This window comes from Salinisphaera aquimarina (assembly GCF_042643355.1).
Taxonomy (GTDB): Bacteria; Pseudomonadota; Gammaproteobacteria; order Nevskiales; family Salinisphaeraceae; genus Salinisphaera; species Salinisphaera aquimarina.
The window spans coordinates 25727-40137 of sequence record NZ_JBHRSS010000008.1 but is presented as its reverse complement, the minus strand read 5'-3'; the positions used below and the strand labels follow the sequence as shown (position 1 = coordinate 40137).

9 protein-coding genes are annotated in these 14411 nt (G+C 63.7%); 7 read left to right on the top strand and 2 right to left on the bottom strand.

Features of this window, described 5'->3' with window-relative positions; genetic code table 11:
- Positions 1–13: 13 nt before the first annotated feature.
- Both ACFOSU_RS15570 and tkt read right to left on the bottom strand, forming a co-directional pair.
- Entirely contained in the window at positions 14–1042 is a 1029-nt protein-coding gene (locus ACFOSU_RS15570; protein ID WP_380690860.1) for a class I fructose-bisphosphate aldolase, read from the bottom strand.
- Positions 1043–1086: 44 nt separating this feature from the next.
- Positions 1087–3153 (bottom strand): transketolase, encoded by a 2067-nt coding sequence (gene tkt, locus ACFOSU_RS15565; RefSeq protein ID WP_380690859.1) that lies wholly within the window; start codon positions 3151–3153, stop codon positions 1087–1089.
- Between the two features lie 284 nt (positions 3154–3437).
- Between tkt and ACFOSU_RS15560 the strand changes: the two genes are divergently transcribed.
- The 7 genes from ACFOSU_RS15560 to ACFOSU_RS15530 all read left to right on the top strand — a co-directional run bounded on the left by ACFOSU_RS15560 (position 3438) and on the right by ACFOSU_RS15530 (position 14386).
- Complete coding sequence (locus tag ACFOSU_RS15560) at positions 3438–3797, top strand: hypothetical protein (RefSeq protein ID WP_380690858.1); 360 nt, start codon at positions 3438–3440, stop codon at positions 3795–3797.
- 62 nt (positions 3798–3859) lie between these two features.
- Positions 3860–5167, top strand: coding sequence for a TolC family protein (locus tag ACFOSU_RS15555; RefSeq protein ID WP_380690857.1), 1308 nt, complete (start codon positions 3860–3862; stop codon positions 5165–5167).
- A gap of 27 nt (positions 5168–5194) precedes the next feature.
- A complete protein-coding gene (locus ACFOSU_RS15550; RefSeq protein WP_380690856.1) occupies positions 5195–6445 on the top strand; it encodes an efflux RND transporter periplasmic adaptor subunit in 1251 nt (416 codons plus the stop codon).
- An 11-nt stretch (positions 6446–6456) separates the two neighbouring features.
- Complete coding sequence (locus tag ACFOSU_RS15545) at positions 6457–9561, top strand: efflux RND transporter permease subunit (RefSeq protein WP_380690855.1); 3105 nt, start codon at positions 6457–6459, stop codon at positions 9559–9561.
- 11 nt (positions 9562–9572) lie between these two features.
- Entirely contained in the window at positions 9573–9959 is a 387-nt protein-coding gene (locus tag ACFOSU_RS15540; protein ID WP_380690854.1) for a P-II family nitrogen regulator, read from the top strand.
- A gap of 599 nt (positions 9960–10558) precedes the next feature.
- Positions 10559–12565, top strand: coding sequence for an alkaline phosphatase PhoX (locus ACFOSU_RS15535; RefSeq protein ID WP_380690853.1), 2007 nt, complete (start codon positions 10559–10561; stop codon positions 12563–12565).
- Positions 12566–12670: 105 nt separating this feature from the next.
- Positions 12671–14386, top strand: a complete 1716-nt coding sequence (locus ACFOSU_RS15530) for a hypothetical protein (protein ID WP_380690852.1) — start codon at positions 12671–12673, stop codon at positions 14384–14386.
- Positions 14387–14411 lie beyond the last annotated feature (25 nt).

Genomic DNA, 14411 nt, shown 5'->3' with positions numbered 1-14411 from the left:
TAGGTGTGGCGCGTCATGCCACCTGTTTTTCCTGCTCGGCATCATATTCGCCCAGCGCTGCCGCGCGATTGCAGCGGGCACGATGGGCGAGGGCGGCCTGGGCGGCATCGACATTGGCTTTTTCGCCGCGCCAGGCGTCGAGCGCGGGCTGCTGTAGTGCGCGGGCATAGGAAAACGTCAGTTTCCAGGGGGCCTTGCCGGCGTCGAGACGGTTCATGGCATCCAGATGGGCGGTCGCATCCTCGTTGCCCTGGCCGCCCGACAGGAACGCCACACCCGGCACCGCCGCCGGTACCGAGGCGTACAGGCAGCGCAGGGTGGCCGCGGCCACTTCGCGCACGTCGGCCTGCTGGGCCGCGTTCTTGCCGGGCAGGACCATGCTGGCCTTGAGAATCAGACCGGGCAGATGGACGCGCTGCGCTCGCAGTTCGGCAAACAGCTGCGTGAGTGTTTCCAGCGTGACCTCGTAGCAGCGATCGATATCGTGGTCGCCCTCGAGCAGCACTTCCGGTTCCACGATCGGCACGATGCCGGCTTCCTGGCACAGGCCGGCGTAACGAGCCAGCGCATGGGCGTTGGCCTCGTAGCAGCCGCGGGTCGGGATGTCGTTGCCGATGGTGATTACCGCCCGCCATTTGGCAAAGCGCGCGCCCATGTCGTGGTATTCGGCCAGGCGCTCGCGCAGGCCATCGAGACCTTCGGTGATCTTTTCGCCCGGATGGCCGGCGAGATCCTTGGCGCCGGTATCGACCTTGATGCCGGGCACGATCCCGTTGGCCGTCATCATTGTGGCAAATGGCGTGCCGTCCGCGGTCTTCATGCGCAGCGTCTCGTCGTAGAGAATCGCGCCGCTCACACAACTGCCCAGATCGGGCGTACCCAGCAGCATGGCGCGGTAGTCGCGGCGATTGTCTTCGCTGTTGTCGATGCCGTAATCGGCAAAACGCGTGCCGCAGGTCGGCGTGCTTTCATCGATCGCCAGCAGACCCTTGCCGTCATTGAGCAGGGTGTGGGCGATGTCTTCCAGAGTCGATGGGTTCATGACGTTCTCTCGCAGCGGTCGTGATTATTCTGTGTGGATGTCGGTCAGGCGTTTTCGGTGACACCGAGCACGTCGCGCAGGGCGGCGGCGATATGGGTTTCGGTCAGGCCGAAGTGCTCGAAAAGCGCGGGCGCCGGCGCCGATTCACCATAGGTATCGACGCCTAGCGCGCGGCCGGCGCGACCGACGTAGTACCGCCACAGCGTGCTCACACCGGCCTCCACGGCGACACGCGCCGTAATCTTCGGGGGCAGCACCTGATCCTGATATTTAGCGTCCTGGGCCTCGAAGACATCGACACAGGGCATGGACACCACCCGCACCGCGTGGCCCTCGGCCATGACTCTCTTGGCCGCGGCCAGCGTGGGCGCGACTTCCGAGCCGGTGGCGATGACCAGGGCATCCGGCGCGCATGCCGGCTCGTGGAGCACGTAGCCGCCGCGCAGAATGCCTTCGACGCCGGGAATATCGCGCTCCAGATGCGGCAGGTCCTGGCGGGTGAGGGCCAGCGCGCTGGGGCCGTCGGTGCGTTCGATGGCAGCCATCCACGCGCCGATCGTCTCGACGTCGTCGGCTGGTCGCCATACGTCGAGATTCGGGATCAGGCGCAGGCTCGATACATGTTCGACCGACTGATGGGTCGGGCCGTCCTCGCCGAGCCCGATCGAGTCATGGGTGAACACCATGATATTGCGGATCCGCATCAGCGCGGCCATGCGGATGGCGTTGCGCGCGTAGTCGGAAAAGGTCAGGAACGTCGCCACGAACGGTAGGTATCCGCCGTGCAGACTCATGCCGTTGGCCATGGCGGTCATGCCGAATTCGCGGACACCGTAGTGCAGATAATTGCCCAGATAGCTGGGACCGGACAGGGCGCGATAGCCGTTCCAGTCAGTGCCGTTGGAGCCGGAGAGATCCGCGGAGCCGCCGAATAGCTCGGGCAGGCGCGCCGCACAGGCCTCGATCATTGCCTTGGAGGATTTGCGGGTGGCGGTATCACTGCCTGCAGTCTGGGTGTGATGCAGATGCCGCATCATGTGCTTGTGCCAACCGTCGGGCAGGCTGCCGGCCTGGCGGCGCAGGAATTCGCCGGCCCGTTCCGGGTCGTTGGCTTCGAAGCGGGCAAAGGTCTGCTGCCATGCGTTCTCGAGCGCGGCCCCCTGTTTGCGCCGATCCCAGGCGGCATAAGTCGGCTCCGGAATCGCGAACGGCGTGGCATCCGCCCAGCCCAGCTGTGTGCGCGTCGCGGCGATCTCGTCGACACCCAGCGCGGCGCCGTGCACGCCCTCGGTGCCCTGTTTGTTGGGCGAGCCCCAGCCGATCACCGTCTTGCAGCAGATCAGGGTGGGTTGGCTGCGATTGGCGCGCGCGGCATCCGTGGCCTCGATGATCGCGTCGGCGTCGTGGCCGTCGACGTCGCGCACAACCTGCCAGCCGTAGGCTTCGAAGCGTTGCGGCGTGTCGTCGGAGAACCAGCCGTCGACTTCACCGTCGATGGAGATGCCGTTGTCATCGTAGAACACGATGAGTTTGCCCAGGCCCAGATGGCCGGCCAGTGATCCGACCTCGTGCGATATACCTTCCATCAGACAGCCGTCGCCGACCATGCAATAGGTCCAGTGATCCACGATTGCGGCGTCCGGGGTATTGAACTCGGCGGCAAGCGCGGCTTCGGCGAGCGCCATGCCCACGGCGTTGGCGAGTCCCTGGCCGAGCGGGCCGGTGGTCGTCTCTACGCCCGGCGTGAGGCCGTATTCGGGATGGCCCGGTGTCCTGGAGTGCATCTGGCGGAAATTGCGGATCTCGTCTAGCGACAGGTCGTAGCCGCTCAGATGCAGCAGGGCATACTGCAGCATGCAGCCGTGGCCGTTGGACACGACCAGCCGATCACGATCGATCCAGTCCGGGTTGGCCGGGTTGCAGCGCATATAGTCGTTGACCAGCACCTCGGCGATATCCGCCATGCCCATGGGCATGCCCGGATGGCCGGAGTTGGCCTGCTGTACGGCGTCCATGGCGAGAATGCGAATTGCGTTCGCAAGCTCCCGCCGTGCAGGACGACCCTTCATGGCGCCCGTGCTGGAGCGCGCCGGCGTATCAATTGCTTGCATCGGTAACTCCTTCCTCACCCGCAGTGGCGTATCCCGGAGGCACGCCTTGTCGGCCATCGCTCGTGGCCGTTGAAACTCAATATGACGCAGCGACTAGATAAGTAAAAATAAATCTTTATTGTTGATAAGGTAAAAAATAGTTATCGTTTTCACGTGTCGTTCGCGTGCCGTAATCCGTGATCAACCTGTTTTGGATCGCCGGTTGCGAGATCCGCAACCTCATAATTTCATGGCAAATGCGACCAACAGGGACGGCGCACGGCGCTGTGCTAGACTTCCGTCCAATGAGCTTTCGTGACGCCGGTTTCGTGCAACCGTTGGGCCTGATCCTCGCGCTTTTGATCGCGTGGGGATCGCTCGCGTGGTCTGCGCATGTGGACTGGCCGGCTTCGCATACCGCTGGCGGCTCACATGCGAACCTCGTGGTTGCCGAGAGCGACAGGGACGCCGCTAGCGGTCTATCGCAGACACTGGCCGCCGAAAGCCATTCCGATCATTGTTGTCATGCGAGTGCACGCCTCGTCGGCCTCGGGGCGGCGGCTACCGCCATGCTGCCCCTGGCTGCGGACAACATGCTGCGCACGCGTGAATCCGCCTACCGGAGCCTCACCCGGCGTCCGCCGATCGACCCGCCTATAGCCTGAATCTTCTTCGCCCTTGCGTGCCGGAAACGGCGCGTTACTGATTATTGCGATGAGGATTCATCATGCGTTTTTCCTGTCTTTGGACAGGCACGGCCGTTATCGGCCTGTGCCTGTTGGCGCCGACCTGCGTGTCGGCCGCGGTGACCCAGATCCCGCAACCCCTGACGCTCGACGCCGCGCTGGCGTGGGCACAGCAATATAATCCGGCCGTCCGGGCGGCCCGTCTTCGCGTCGAGCGGCTCAGCGGCGAGGCTATTCACGCGGATGTCGCGGTGCCTTCCAATCCACGGCTGGAACTGGAAGCCGGCCGGCGCAGCAGCCGTCTCGACAACACGACCGATATCGGCGTGCGCCTGAGCCAGGAACTCTGGGTCGCGGGCCAGGGCGGGCTGCGCCAGGCGGCCGCCGAAAGCGAGCTCGGCGCTGCGCGTTCGGACTACACATTCCTCGAGGCCTCGGTGCGGGCACGGGTGCGCGCCGCATTCCTGTCGGTGCTGGTGGCGGAACGCGCCGTGGCTACGGCGCGTCAGGTCGTGGACAGCAACGAGCAACTCGCCCGTTTTGCCCAGAAGCGGCTGAATGCTGGCGCCGGCACCAAGCTGGAAGCGAACGCGGCGCGTCTCGGGCAGAGTCGCTCCCAGGCATTGCTGGCGCGGGCCCGCAACCGGGCCAATCAGACGCGGCTTGCGCTCAACGATCTGCTCGCAATCGAGCCGCAGCGGCGGCTTGCGACCCGCGGCCGACTCGGTTTTGCGCCGCTCGATCTGCCATCCAGCACCGAGGTGGTGAATCGTTCGGTGCAGCGACGTACCGATTTGAACGCGGCAGCACAGCGAGTCGTCGCGGCACGCAAACGGCTGTCGCTCGCGCAGCGCCAGCTGATTCCGAACCTCACCGTCTTCGGCTTCTATCGACAGGAAGCCGACGGCAAGAGCGGTGGCGGCGAGGATATCGCCGGCGCAGGCATCGGTTTCGATCTGCCTGTTCTTCATCGCTATGCGGGCGAGCGAAAGAGCGCCAACGCCGAACTCAGCCAGGCGCTGCTCGATCAGGACAACCTGCAGCGGGAGGTGCGACTGCAGGTGCTGTCGGCAATCTCCGACTACGCGTCGGCCAGTACCCAGGTCGCGGCACTCAACGACGCCATCCTCAACGCGGCCCAGCAAACGCTCGATCTGACGCGTCGTTCCTTCGCCGCGGGCCAGGTGGGCGCGCCCGCGATCACCACCGCCCAGAACAACCTGATCGCCGTGCGTGGCGAATACCTCAACGCCCTTGACGCGCTTATTACCGCCGGCACCGATCTCGAGCGCGCCACCGGCGGACTCGTGGTCATGCAGGCCGCAGCCAATCCTTCGGAGATCAACTGATGACGTCCCGTTTTCTGATCACACTGTTTGTTCTCTCCCGCCGCCGTCGGTCTGGCCGGCTGCAGCGATACGCGTGCACAGCCTTCTGAAACAGCGCCGCACGACGATCACGCGGATGAACATGACGCCCCCGAAACGGGCCATTCCGACGAGAACGAAGGCGGCGCAGCGCATACCAGCCACGAAGAACACGACGACGAAGACAAGCCGGACCGGGTGCACCTGACGCTCGAGCAGCGCAAGCGTCTGAGCATAGAGGTCGCCGAGGCAGAGTCCGGCAGTGCCACCGCCATCGTGACCGCGCCGGCCACCGTGCGTTTCGACAGCGATCGCGTGGCCCGGATCGGCCCGCGCCTGAGTGCGAAAGTGGTCGAGGTGATCGCAGATCTCGGTGCGCGGGTCGAGGCCGGCGATACCGTCGCCATTCTCGACAGCGTCGAACTCGGCCAGGCCAAGGCCGACTATCTCACCGCTGCGGCCCGCTATCGCACACGCCTGGCCGCCTACCAGCGCAATCAGAAGCTTGCCGGCGACCAGATCATCAGCGAAGCGGCGCTGCTGGAATCGCGTGCGGCTTACTCGCAGGCGCGCGCCGAGCGCGAGGCGGCCCGATCGGAGCTCGAACTCTACGGCATGGGCGAATCGGCGATTGCAGACATCAGCTCGGGTAAGGGCCGGCCGTTGTCGCGCTATCCGCTGACCACACCGATTGCCGGGGTGATCCAGCATCGCGACCTGATGCCGGGCCAGAGTATCAGCGCCAACGAAACGCCGATTCAGGTGGTCGACAACAGCCATATGTGGGTGATGATGGAGGCCTACGAATCGGATCTGGAGCGTCTGCAAACCGGACTGCCGGTGACGCTGTCGGTGCGCCCGCTGCCCGAGCGCAGCTTCAGCGGCACCATCGACTGGATGTCCCAGGCGCTGGATGAGAAGGCGCGCACCGTACGTATACGCGCCTCGGTCGCCAACCCGGACGGCGCGCTGCGCGCCGGCATGTTCGGTAGCGCCCGCGTGACGGCGGAACGAGGCCCGCAATACGCGCTCGTGCCGCTCGACGCGCTACAGACGATCGATGGCCAGGATGTCGTATTCGTGCCCGCTGACGAAGACAACGCGTTTCGCGTGGTTGCGGTCACCACCGGCGCAGAGGGCGACGGTCGCGTCGAGATCCGCGCCGGTCTGCAGGCGGGCGACGCGGTCGTGGTCGCGGGCGCCTTTGCGCTCAACTCGGCGCTCACGGCGGGCAGCCGCAGCGCTGCCCACAGTCATTAGGGGGCGCCATCATGATCGACGGCATTGTCCGCTATGCACTGAACAACCGCCTCATGGTGCTCGTGGCCGTAATCGGCCTGGTCGTGGGCGGCTATCTCTCCTTCAAGCAACTCGCAGTGGATGCGTTTCCGGACGCCACTCCATCGCTCGTGCAGGTGTTTACCGTCAGCCCGGGGCTGGCGACCGAGGACGTTGAAACCCAGATCTCGTATCCGATCGAGATCGCCATGTACGGCCTGCCGAATATCGAAAAGGTGCAGTCGACCTCGATCTTCGGATTGTCGCGGGTGGATGTGTATTTCGAGGACGGCACCGATATCTATTTCGCGCGACGACTGGTCAACGAGCGTCTCGCCGAGGCCCGGCGCAACGTGCCGGATGGGCTGGGCGAACCCGAACTGGGGCCGATCACCAGCGGCCTGGGTCGGATACTGCTCTACGACGTCGACAACATGCCGGGCTTTGAACACAGCCTGACCGATCGCCGGCTGGCCCAGGACTGGATCGTCAAACCGCAGCTGCGCACGGTGCCCGGTGTTACCGGCGTGCTGTCGATCGGCGGGTTCGAGCGCCAGTATCAGGTCAATCTCGACGGCCAGGCGCTGCTCGCGCGCGGGATCACCATTGCCCAGGTACGGGCTGCGCTCGCCGCCAACAACCGCAATGTAGGCGCCTCGTTCATCAACCGTGGCGGCGAGGAATACGTGATCCGTGGCTACGGCTGGATCGATCCGGACGCGCAGGGTATCGACGACATCCGCAATATCGTGGTGTCCGAATCCGCCGGCACGCCGGTGACGGTTGACGATCTGGCCACGGTGGAGTTCGGCCCGGCCATTCGACGCGGCGCCGAGATCGCCAACGGCAAGGAGGCCGTCGGCGGCTATGTCTTCAAGCTGATCGGCACCAATACACAGAAGGTGTTGCAGGCCACCGAAGACAAGATCGCCGACATCAACGACGCATTGCCCGAGGGCATGCGCATCAACGCCTACTACAGCCAGGGCGGTCTGGTGGAGAAGGCGATCGGCACGGTCGAGAGCGCGTTGCTCGAAGGCTCGCTGCTGGTGCTCGTACTGCTGTATCTGTTCCTGGGCAATCTGCGCTCGACGCTTATCGTGGTGGCGAGTCTGCCGCTTTCGGTGCTGGTCGCGCTGATCGCGATGAACATGGTGGGCCTGTCGGCCAATCTCATGAGTCTGGGTGGGCTGGCGATCGGCATCGGGATGATGGTCGATGGCTCGGTGGTGATGATCGAAAACATCTTCCGGCATATGGAAGAGCGCGCCGACGAAGATATCTCGATGGCGCGTCTGGTCAGCGAGGCCGCACGTGAGGTGGCGCGGCCGATCGTGTTCGCGATCGGCATCATCATCATCGTCTTTCTGCCGCTGTTCACGCTGCAGGGCGTGGAAGGCAAGCTGTTCTCGCCGATGGCGTACACGATCACCTTCGCGCTGCTGGGTGCGTTGCTGCTGGCGCTTACGCTGGTGCCGGTACTGACCACGCTGGCGTTCCGCAAGGACAGCGTGCACGCCGAGCCGCGGCTGGTGCGCTGGCTCAAGGCCGGCTATCGACCGCTGCGCGACGCGGCGTTCAAGGCACCGGTCGCCGTGCTCTCGATTGCGGTGATCCTGTTCGCCGCGAGTCTGGCGATATTCCCGAGCCTGGGCACCGAGTTCGTGCCGACGCTGCGCGAGGGCACGCTGGTGGTGCGCTCCACGCTGCCGCCTGGGGCCAGCCTGGAATCGGCGACGGCGGCGGCCCGGGATGTCCAGAAGACATTGCGCGACTTTCCGGAAGTCACCGGTGCCTATTCCCGCGTGGGCCGGGCCGAGGTCGGCGGCGATCCGGAGCCGATCAATGTCATCGCCACGCTGGTCACGCTCAAACCGCTGGACGCGTGGGCCAGCGGACGCAACTACGAAGGCCTGCAGACGGTGATGGCGCAACGCGTTGCGGCACAGGTACCGGGCCTGTCCAACAACTTCTCGCAGCCCATCCAGCTACGCACCGACGAACTGTTGTCCGGCGTGCAGGCACAGCTGGTGGCCAGCATCTACGGCGACGAGTTCGACGAACTCGAACGGGTCGCCGGGGAAGTGGCGGCGCTGGCACGCAACGTCGAGGGCGCGGTCGACGTCAAGCCACAGCAGCAGGGCGGCAAGCAGCAGATCGTGATCACACCGGACCGCCCGGCGCTGGCACGTTATGGCCTGTCCAACGACGCCATACTCGGCTCGATCGAAACCGGTGTGGGCGGTTCGGTGGCCGGCGTCGTGTTCGACGGCATCCGCCGCTACGATATTTTTCTGCGCCTGCAGGAGAACCAGCGCGACCGGCTCGATCTGATCCGGCAACTGCCGATTCGTACCGACAACGGGGCGGTCGTGCCGCTCAGCCGGGTCGCGAATATCCGCGTGGAGACGGGACCGAAACAGATCTCGCGTTCGAACGCCAGCCGCCGTATCTATGTACAGATGAATGTGCGTGGCCGCGATATGGGCGGGGTGGTGAACGAACTGCAACAGCGCATCAAGACTGACGTGGATATGCCGCCGGGCTATTTCGTCGAGTTCGGCGGCCAGTTCGAGAATCAGCAGCGCGCGATGCAACGGCTGTACCTGGTCGTGCCGATCACCCTGGGTCTGGTGTTTCTTCTGCTGTTCAGCGCGTTCGGGAGTCTGCGCTATGCCGCGCTGATCTTTCTCAACGTGCCGTTCGCCGTCACCGGCGGCATTTTCGCGCTCTGGATCTCCGGTCTGTATGTGTCGGTGCCGGCAGCCGTGGGTTTCATCGCGGTATTCGGCGTGGCCGTGCTCAACGGCGTCGTGCTGGTGTCCTATATCAACCAGCTGCGTGAACAGGGCATGGACATCGATGAGGCGGTGCGAACGGGTGCGGAGCATCGACTGCGTCCGGTGCTGATGACTGCGACCGTCGCGATTCTCGGCCTGGTGCCACTGCTGCTGGCCGACAGTATCGGCTCCAACGTACAGCGGCCGCTGGCCACGGTGGTGGTCGGCGGCTTGATCACCTCGACCCTGCTGACACTGCTGGTGATACCGAGCATCTATCGCTGGTTCGCCGAGCCGCGGCGCGAAGTCGACGTGTAACCGGGAGGACCGTGAAAGAGATCAAAGCCTATACGCGCGCACACATGCTCGATCAGGTCATTGATGCCTTGGTGACGATCCCCGGTATGCCTGGGATCGCGGTCGTGTACCTACGCGCGTATGGTCACGCCACGGATGCGGGTGGCCTGGTGCGAATTGATATGGCGAAACTGCAGATAGATGTCAGCGACGCGTTGGCCAAGAGGGTGGTGAAAGCAGTCGTCGCTCACGCCCGTACCGGGAACGGCTACCCCGGCGATGGTCGGATTTCTGTATACGGTCTCGATCGCGCTGTTCGAATCGCCGATGGCAATCATGACCCTGATATGAGGGGCACCATGAGCCCTGATGACATCCGACAATGGACGAGTCTCGGGTTGATATGTGCCCCCTCCTGAGCGCTTGTTCGAGTGATCGATTGCTCGATATCACGGTCAAGGACGAAGCAGTTCGGACGCGTATCTTCATGACATAAAAGGTGCACGGACAGGCGAAGCGGAGGCTCAGAATTCGATCGGAAAAGCCTATGCCGTGGGCGATGGCGAAAAGAAGGACAAGGATAAAGCCCGCGAGTGGTTCGAACGCCCGGCGGAGCAGGGTCATTCCATAGCTCAATACGATCGATGGGCCGCCCAAATCGTGCCGGCCACTGCGCACCGCCACCGCGAAAACAGTTGCTTCGATAATGGAAGTGTTCGAGTCGCGGTCTCGAAATCGCAAGGCGAAATAAGCGCCAAGGCAGGCCAGGGTGCTTGGATTAGGGGATCGTTCGCCGAACAACCAGCAGCCGAATCGATACTTCGGAGAGCGGATGAACGAACCACTCCCGGAACCGCCCCCGGCGTGATGGCTGGAGTCTGGGAAGGCCGCCGCAATCAATGGCGCGCACGGAGGTTGGTCGCACGAACAAGGGGCAAGACAGACTTCATAATACAGTCATAATTTCTGGATAACCTCGTCCGAACTTTCCATCCAATCGGTACGGGGGACTTCGGAGATGCGCGACAGTACATCCTGTGTGCGGCACCTGGCGATGGGGCTCGCGATCGCGGGGCTCGTGGTTGTAGCCGGCTGCAATGACAACGATTCGAACAGCGATGGCGGCGGCAACGCGTCGACGGCGCCGCCCGCCAGCACGAGTCGCACCGCAGAGTTCAGCGAAATCTCGCCGGCACAGACCGACGAGGAAAAACGAGCGGTGCGCGCAACGCCGGGTCTTACCGTCGTCGAGTCCACGGATGGCGCCAGCCAGAAAGCCTTGTTGACGGCGGATACGGCCGGCGGTCCCCAGTACACCGCCGGTTTCCAGACGATTCTACGCAGCGGTGACGAGAAGGGTGGCAATAGGTTCGGCGTGCTAACGGCGAAGAACGGCGATCCCGTGCTCGCCGAGGACAACTCGCAGACCGTGGCCGATTCCAATGATTTCTCGTCGCTGCTGCGATTCGACGACAAGCTGTTCATGGTCTCGCACTTCGAAAGCCGGCCCGGCTCGATGTATGTGAGCAGCCTCGTGCAGGACGCCGACACCGGTCAGCTGACGGCAACGTCCACGCGACCGATCGACTTCTCGCCGGATAACGGGCTGTGGGTACCCTGCGCTGGCTCGGTGACCCCCTGGGGCACGCATCTGGGCGGTGAAGAGTACGAGCCCAACGCCCGCGCGGTGGACGCCAGCACCGGCTCTATCGACAGCTACTACGACGCCATGGGCGCCTATATCAGCGGCAGCTATGGCACCGCCGATCAGGGTCTGACCGAGCTCAATCCTTATGACTACGGCTGGCCTACGGAGATCAGCATCACCAGCGACGCGGGTGATGTCGATGTGACCAAGCATTTCTCGATGGGTCGCAAAGCCAATGAACTGGCCTATGTGATGCCGGATGAAAAGACCGTCTACAACACCGATGACGGCACCAACGTCGGCCTGTACATGTTCATTGCCGACACCGCCGGCGATCTGAGTGCGGGAACGCTCTACGCCATGAAATGGAACCAGACCAGTGCTGCCGATGGTGGCGCCGCCGATCTGGACTGGATCGATCTGGGCCATGCCACCGATGCACAGGTCGGTCAGTTCCTGGGACGTGATGGTGGCAGCAAGCTGACCTTCACCGACCTGTTCAACACCGCCGAGGCGAATACCGAGGACGACGCCAGCCCGCTGTGTCCGAGCGGCTTCACCGGCGTGAACACCAATGGCCTCGGACCGGAATGCCTGCAGGTCAAGGATGGCATGGATCTGGCCGCCTCACGTCTGGAGACCCGTCGCTATGCCGCGATCAAGGGCGCGACGCTGGAGATGCGCAAGGAAGAGGGTTTCACCTTCGACCCGGACGCCAAGCGTTTCTACGTGGCGATCAGCGAACGTGAAGCCGGCATGGAGGACTTCATGCAGGACGGCAACCCGAGCACCGCCAACGATCTCGGCACCAGCAACGATATCCGCCTGCCCTACGACATCTGCGGCACGGTCTATTCCGGTAGCGTAGGCACCGATTCGGATATCGGCAGCGATTATGTAGCCAAGAACATCGTCGCCGAGGTCTCCGGCACGATGACGCAGGCGATCGACCCGAACAGCCCGATACCGCAGTACGCGGCCGACAGCCCGTTGGCCAACAACGTCTGCGACGTCGCAGGCATCGCCAACCCCGACAACATCACCTATATGCCGGGTTATCACACCTTGATCATCGGTGAAGACAGCGGCTCGGGTCATCAGAACGACATGGTGTGGGCGTACAACACCACCGACAAGAAACTCACCCGGATCGAAACCACGCCGTACGGCTCGGAAAGCACGTCGATCTACTTCTATCCAGATTACAACGGCTTCGCGTATCTGATGAGCGTGGTTCAGCACCCCTACGGCGAGAGCGATAGCGACAAGCTCGAAACGGCCGACCAGGCACGCGGCTACACAGGCTATATCGGCCCGTTCCCGGCGCTCGAGGACACCACGGCGAGCGTGAACGACGACGCCACGCCCGCGGGCTGAACACCGGGTTCCAGAACAACGAAACGGTACTGCTCCCTGTTGCCCGTCCTGTGCGGGCGACACTTTGCCTGGCCCCTGGTGCGAGAATCGCTCAGGGGCGCTTTTTTGGGTGACACCATGACCTGCCCGACAAGGAATCTCATCGCCATAGGCTCTGTTGTGCTCATCGCCGGCCTCGCGGGTTGCAGCGCCGAATCCAGCGAGACCGCGGGCGCTGCGCAAGACCTGACCAGCCGCACGCTGCGCGTGCCCACGGCTTACGTGCCGCCGCAGTGCTATACGAAAACGACACTGGCCGACGGCAGTGCCGCCAACACTTGTTACAGCTGCCACACCAACGGACGCAAGCCGAATTTCATCAACGATACCGACCTGCAGCTGGCCTACGATTTCGCCAATCCGATGCGCACGGCCAGGAAAGGCAACCCCTGGACCAATCTGTTCGTCGATCGCAGCGACGTGGTCGCCGCGGTCAGCGATGCCGATATTCTGGCCTACGTGCGTGAAAGCAACTACCGCGGCCCCGACGGGGATATCGCGCTGGCGGATCGCTTGACGAGAGTTCCGAAAGGCTGGGACGCCAATCGCGACGGCCACTGGAGCGGGTTTGTCCCTGACGTCGGGTTCGATTTCGACAATGCCGGTTTCGATCATGCGGCCAACGGCGACTACACCGGCTGGCGTGCCTATGCCTACACGCCGTTGCCCGGCAGTTTCCTGCCCACCAACGGCTCGTTCGACGACGTGCTGATTCGGCTGCCCGAAGCGTTCCGCCAGGGCGCTAGCGGGCAATTCGACGCGGATATCTATGCGCTCAACTTCGCTATCGTCGAAAGCGTGGTCAAGCAGCGCGACGTGCCTATCGACCCTGTCGATGAGAACGACGTCGGCGTGGATCTGAATCGAGACGGGCGCCTCGATCAAGCCCGTCAGGTCACGTTCGACTGGGCCCCGCGCGAGGGCCGCGACATGAGCTGGGTCGGACGGGCGCGATCGGACAACGCGAAACTGGCGGCCGGCCTGTTTCCCAAGGGCACCGAGTTCATCCATACACTGCGTTATCTGGACGTGAACGATGACGGCAAGGTCGTGCGCGGTGCCCGCATGAAGGAACTGCGCTATGCCCGCAAGCAGAGCTGGTTCACCTATTCCGATCTGCGCCAGAAAGACTTCCTCGATGCGAAGGAGGCCCATGATTTCCCCAATCGGCCGGAGCGGTTTCGCGGTGACGTAGAGCATGGTCTGGCCAACGGTGTCGGCTGGGTCTACCAGGGGTTCATTGAGGATGCCCGTGGCGATCTGCGCCCCCAGACGTTTGCCGAAACGACCAGTTGCATGGGTTGTCATGGCGGCGTCGGGGCTACCACCGACAGTACGTTTTCGTTCGCCCGCAAGCTCGACGCATCGACGCCGGGCCATGGTTGGACCTGGTGGGATCAACGCCCGGTGGCGAGCCTGCCCGAACCGCTACTGGCCGACGGCCGCCCGGAGTACGCCACCTACCTGAAAATAAACCATGCCGGCGACGAGTTTCGCAGCAACTTCGAGATCATCGACCGTTTCTTCAACGCGGATGGCAGTTTGAAACAGAGCGAACTGAACGCGCTGAAAACCCGCATCGGCGCCCTTGTTCTGCCGAGTGCCGACCGCGCCACGTCACTCGACAAGGCCTATCGGGCGATCGTTCGCGAGCAGTCGTTCGAGCAGGGCCGGGCCGCGCACGTCCAGCCGATGCCCAATGTGTATCGGCAAGTGCTGGCGGGCCAGTCGACCGGCATCGATAAGCCCCTGGTCGTCGGTCACGACAGCGGCCTTGAATAGCTATTCGCGTACAGCGGTCCCGGCC

Excerpts from the sequence above, each read along its gene's own strand:
- ACFOSU_RS15570 (WP_380690860.1), bottom strand. The coding sequence starts at position 1,042 with ATGAACCCATCGACTCTGGAAGACATCGCCCACACCCTGCTCAATGAC.
- ACFOSU_RS15555 (WP_380690857.1), top strand. The coding sequence starts at position 3,860 with ATGCGTTTTTCCTGTCTTTGGACAGGCACGGCCGTTATCGGCCTGTGC.
- ACFOSU_RS15545 (WP_380690855.1), top strand. The coding sequence starts at position 6,457 with ATGATCGACGGCATTGTCCGCTATGCACTGAACAACCGCCTCATGGTG.
- tkt (WP_380690859.1), bottom strand. The coding sequence starts at position 3,153 with ATGCAAGCAATTGATACGCCGGCGCGCTCCAGCACGGGCGCCATGAAG.
- ACFOSU_RS15560 (WP_380690858.1), top strand. The coding sequence starts at position 3,438 with ATGAGCTTTCGTGACGCCGGTTTCGTGCAACCGTTGGGCCTGATCCTC.
- ACFOSU_RS15535 (WP_380690853.1), top strand. The coding sequence starts at position 10,559 with ATGCGCGACAGTACATCCTGTGTGCGGCACCTGGCGATGGGGCTCGCG.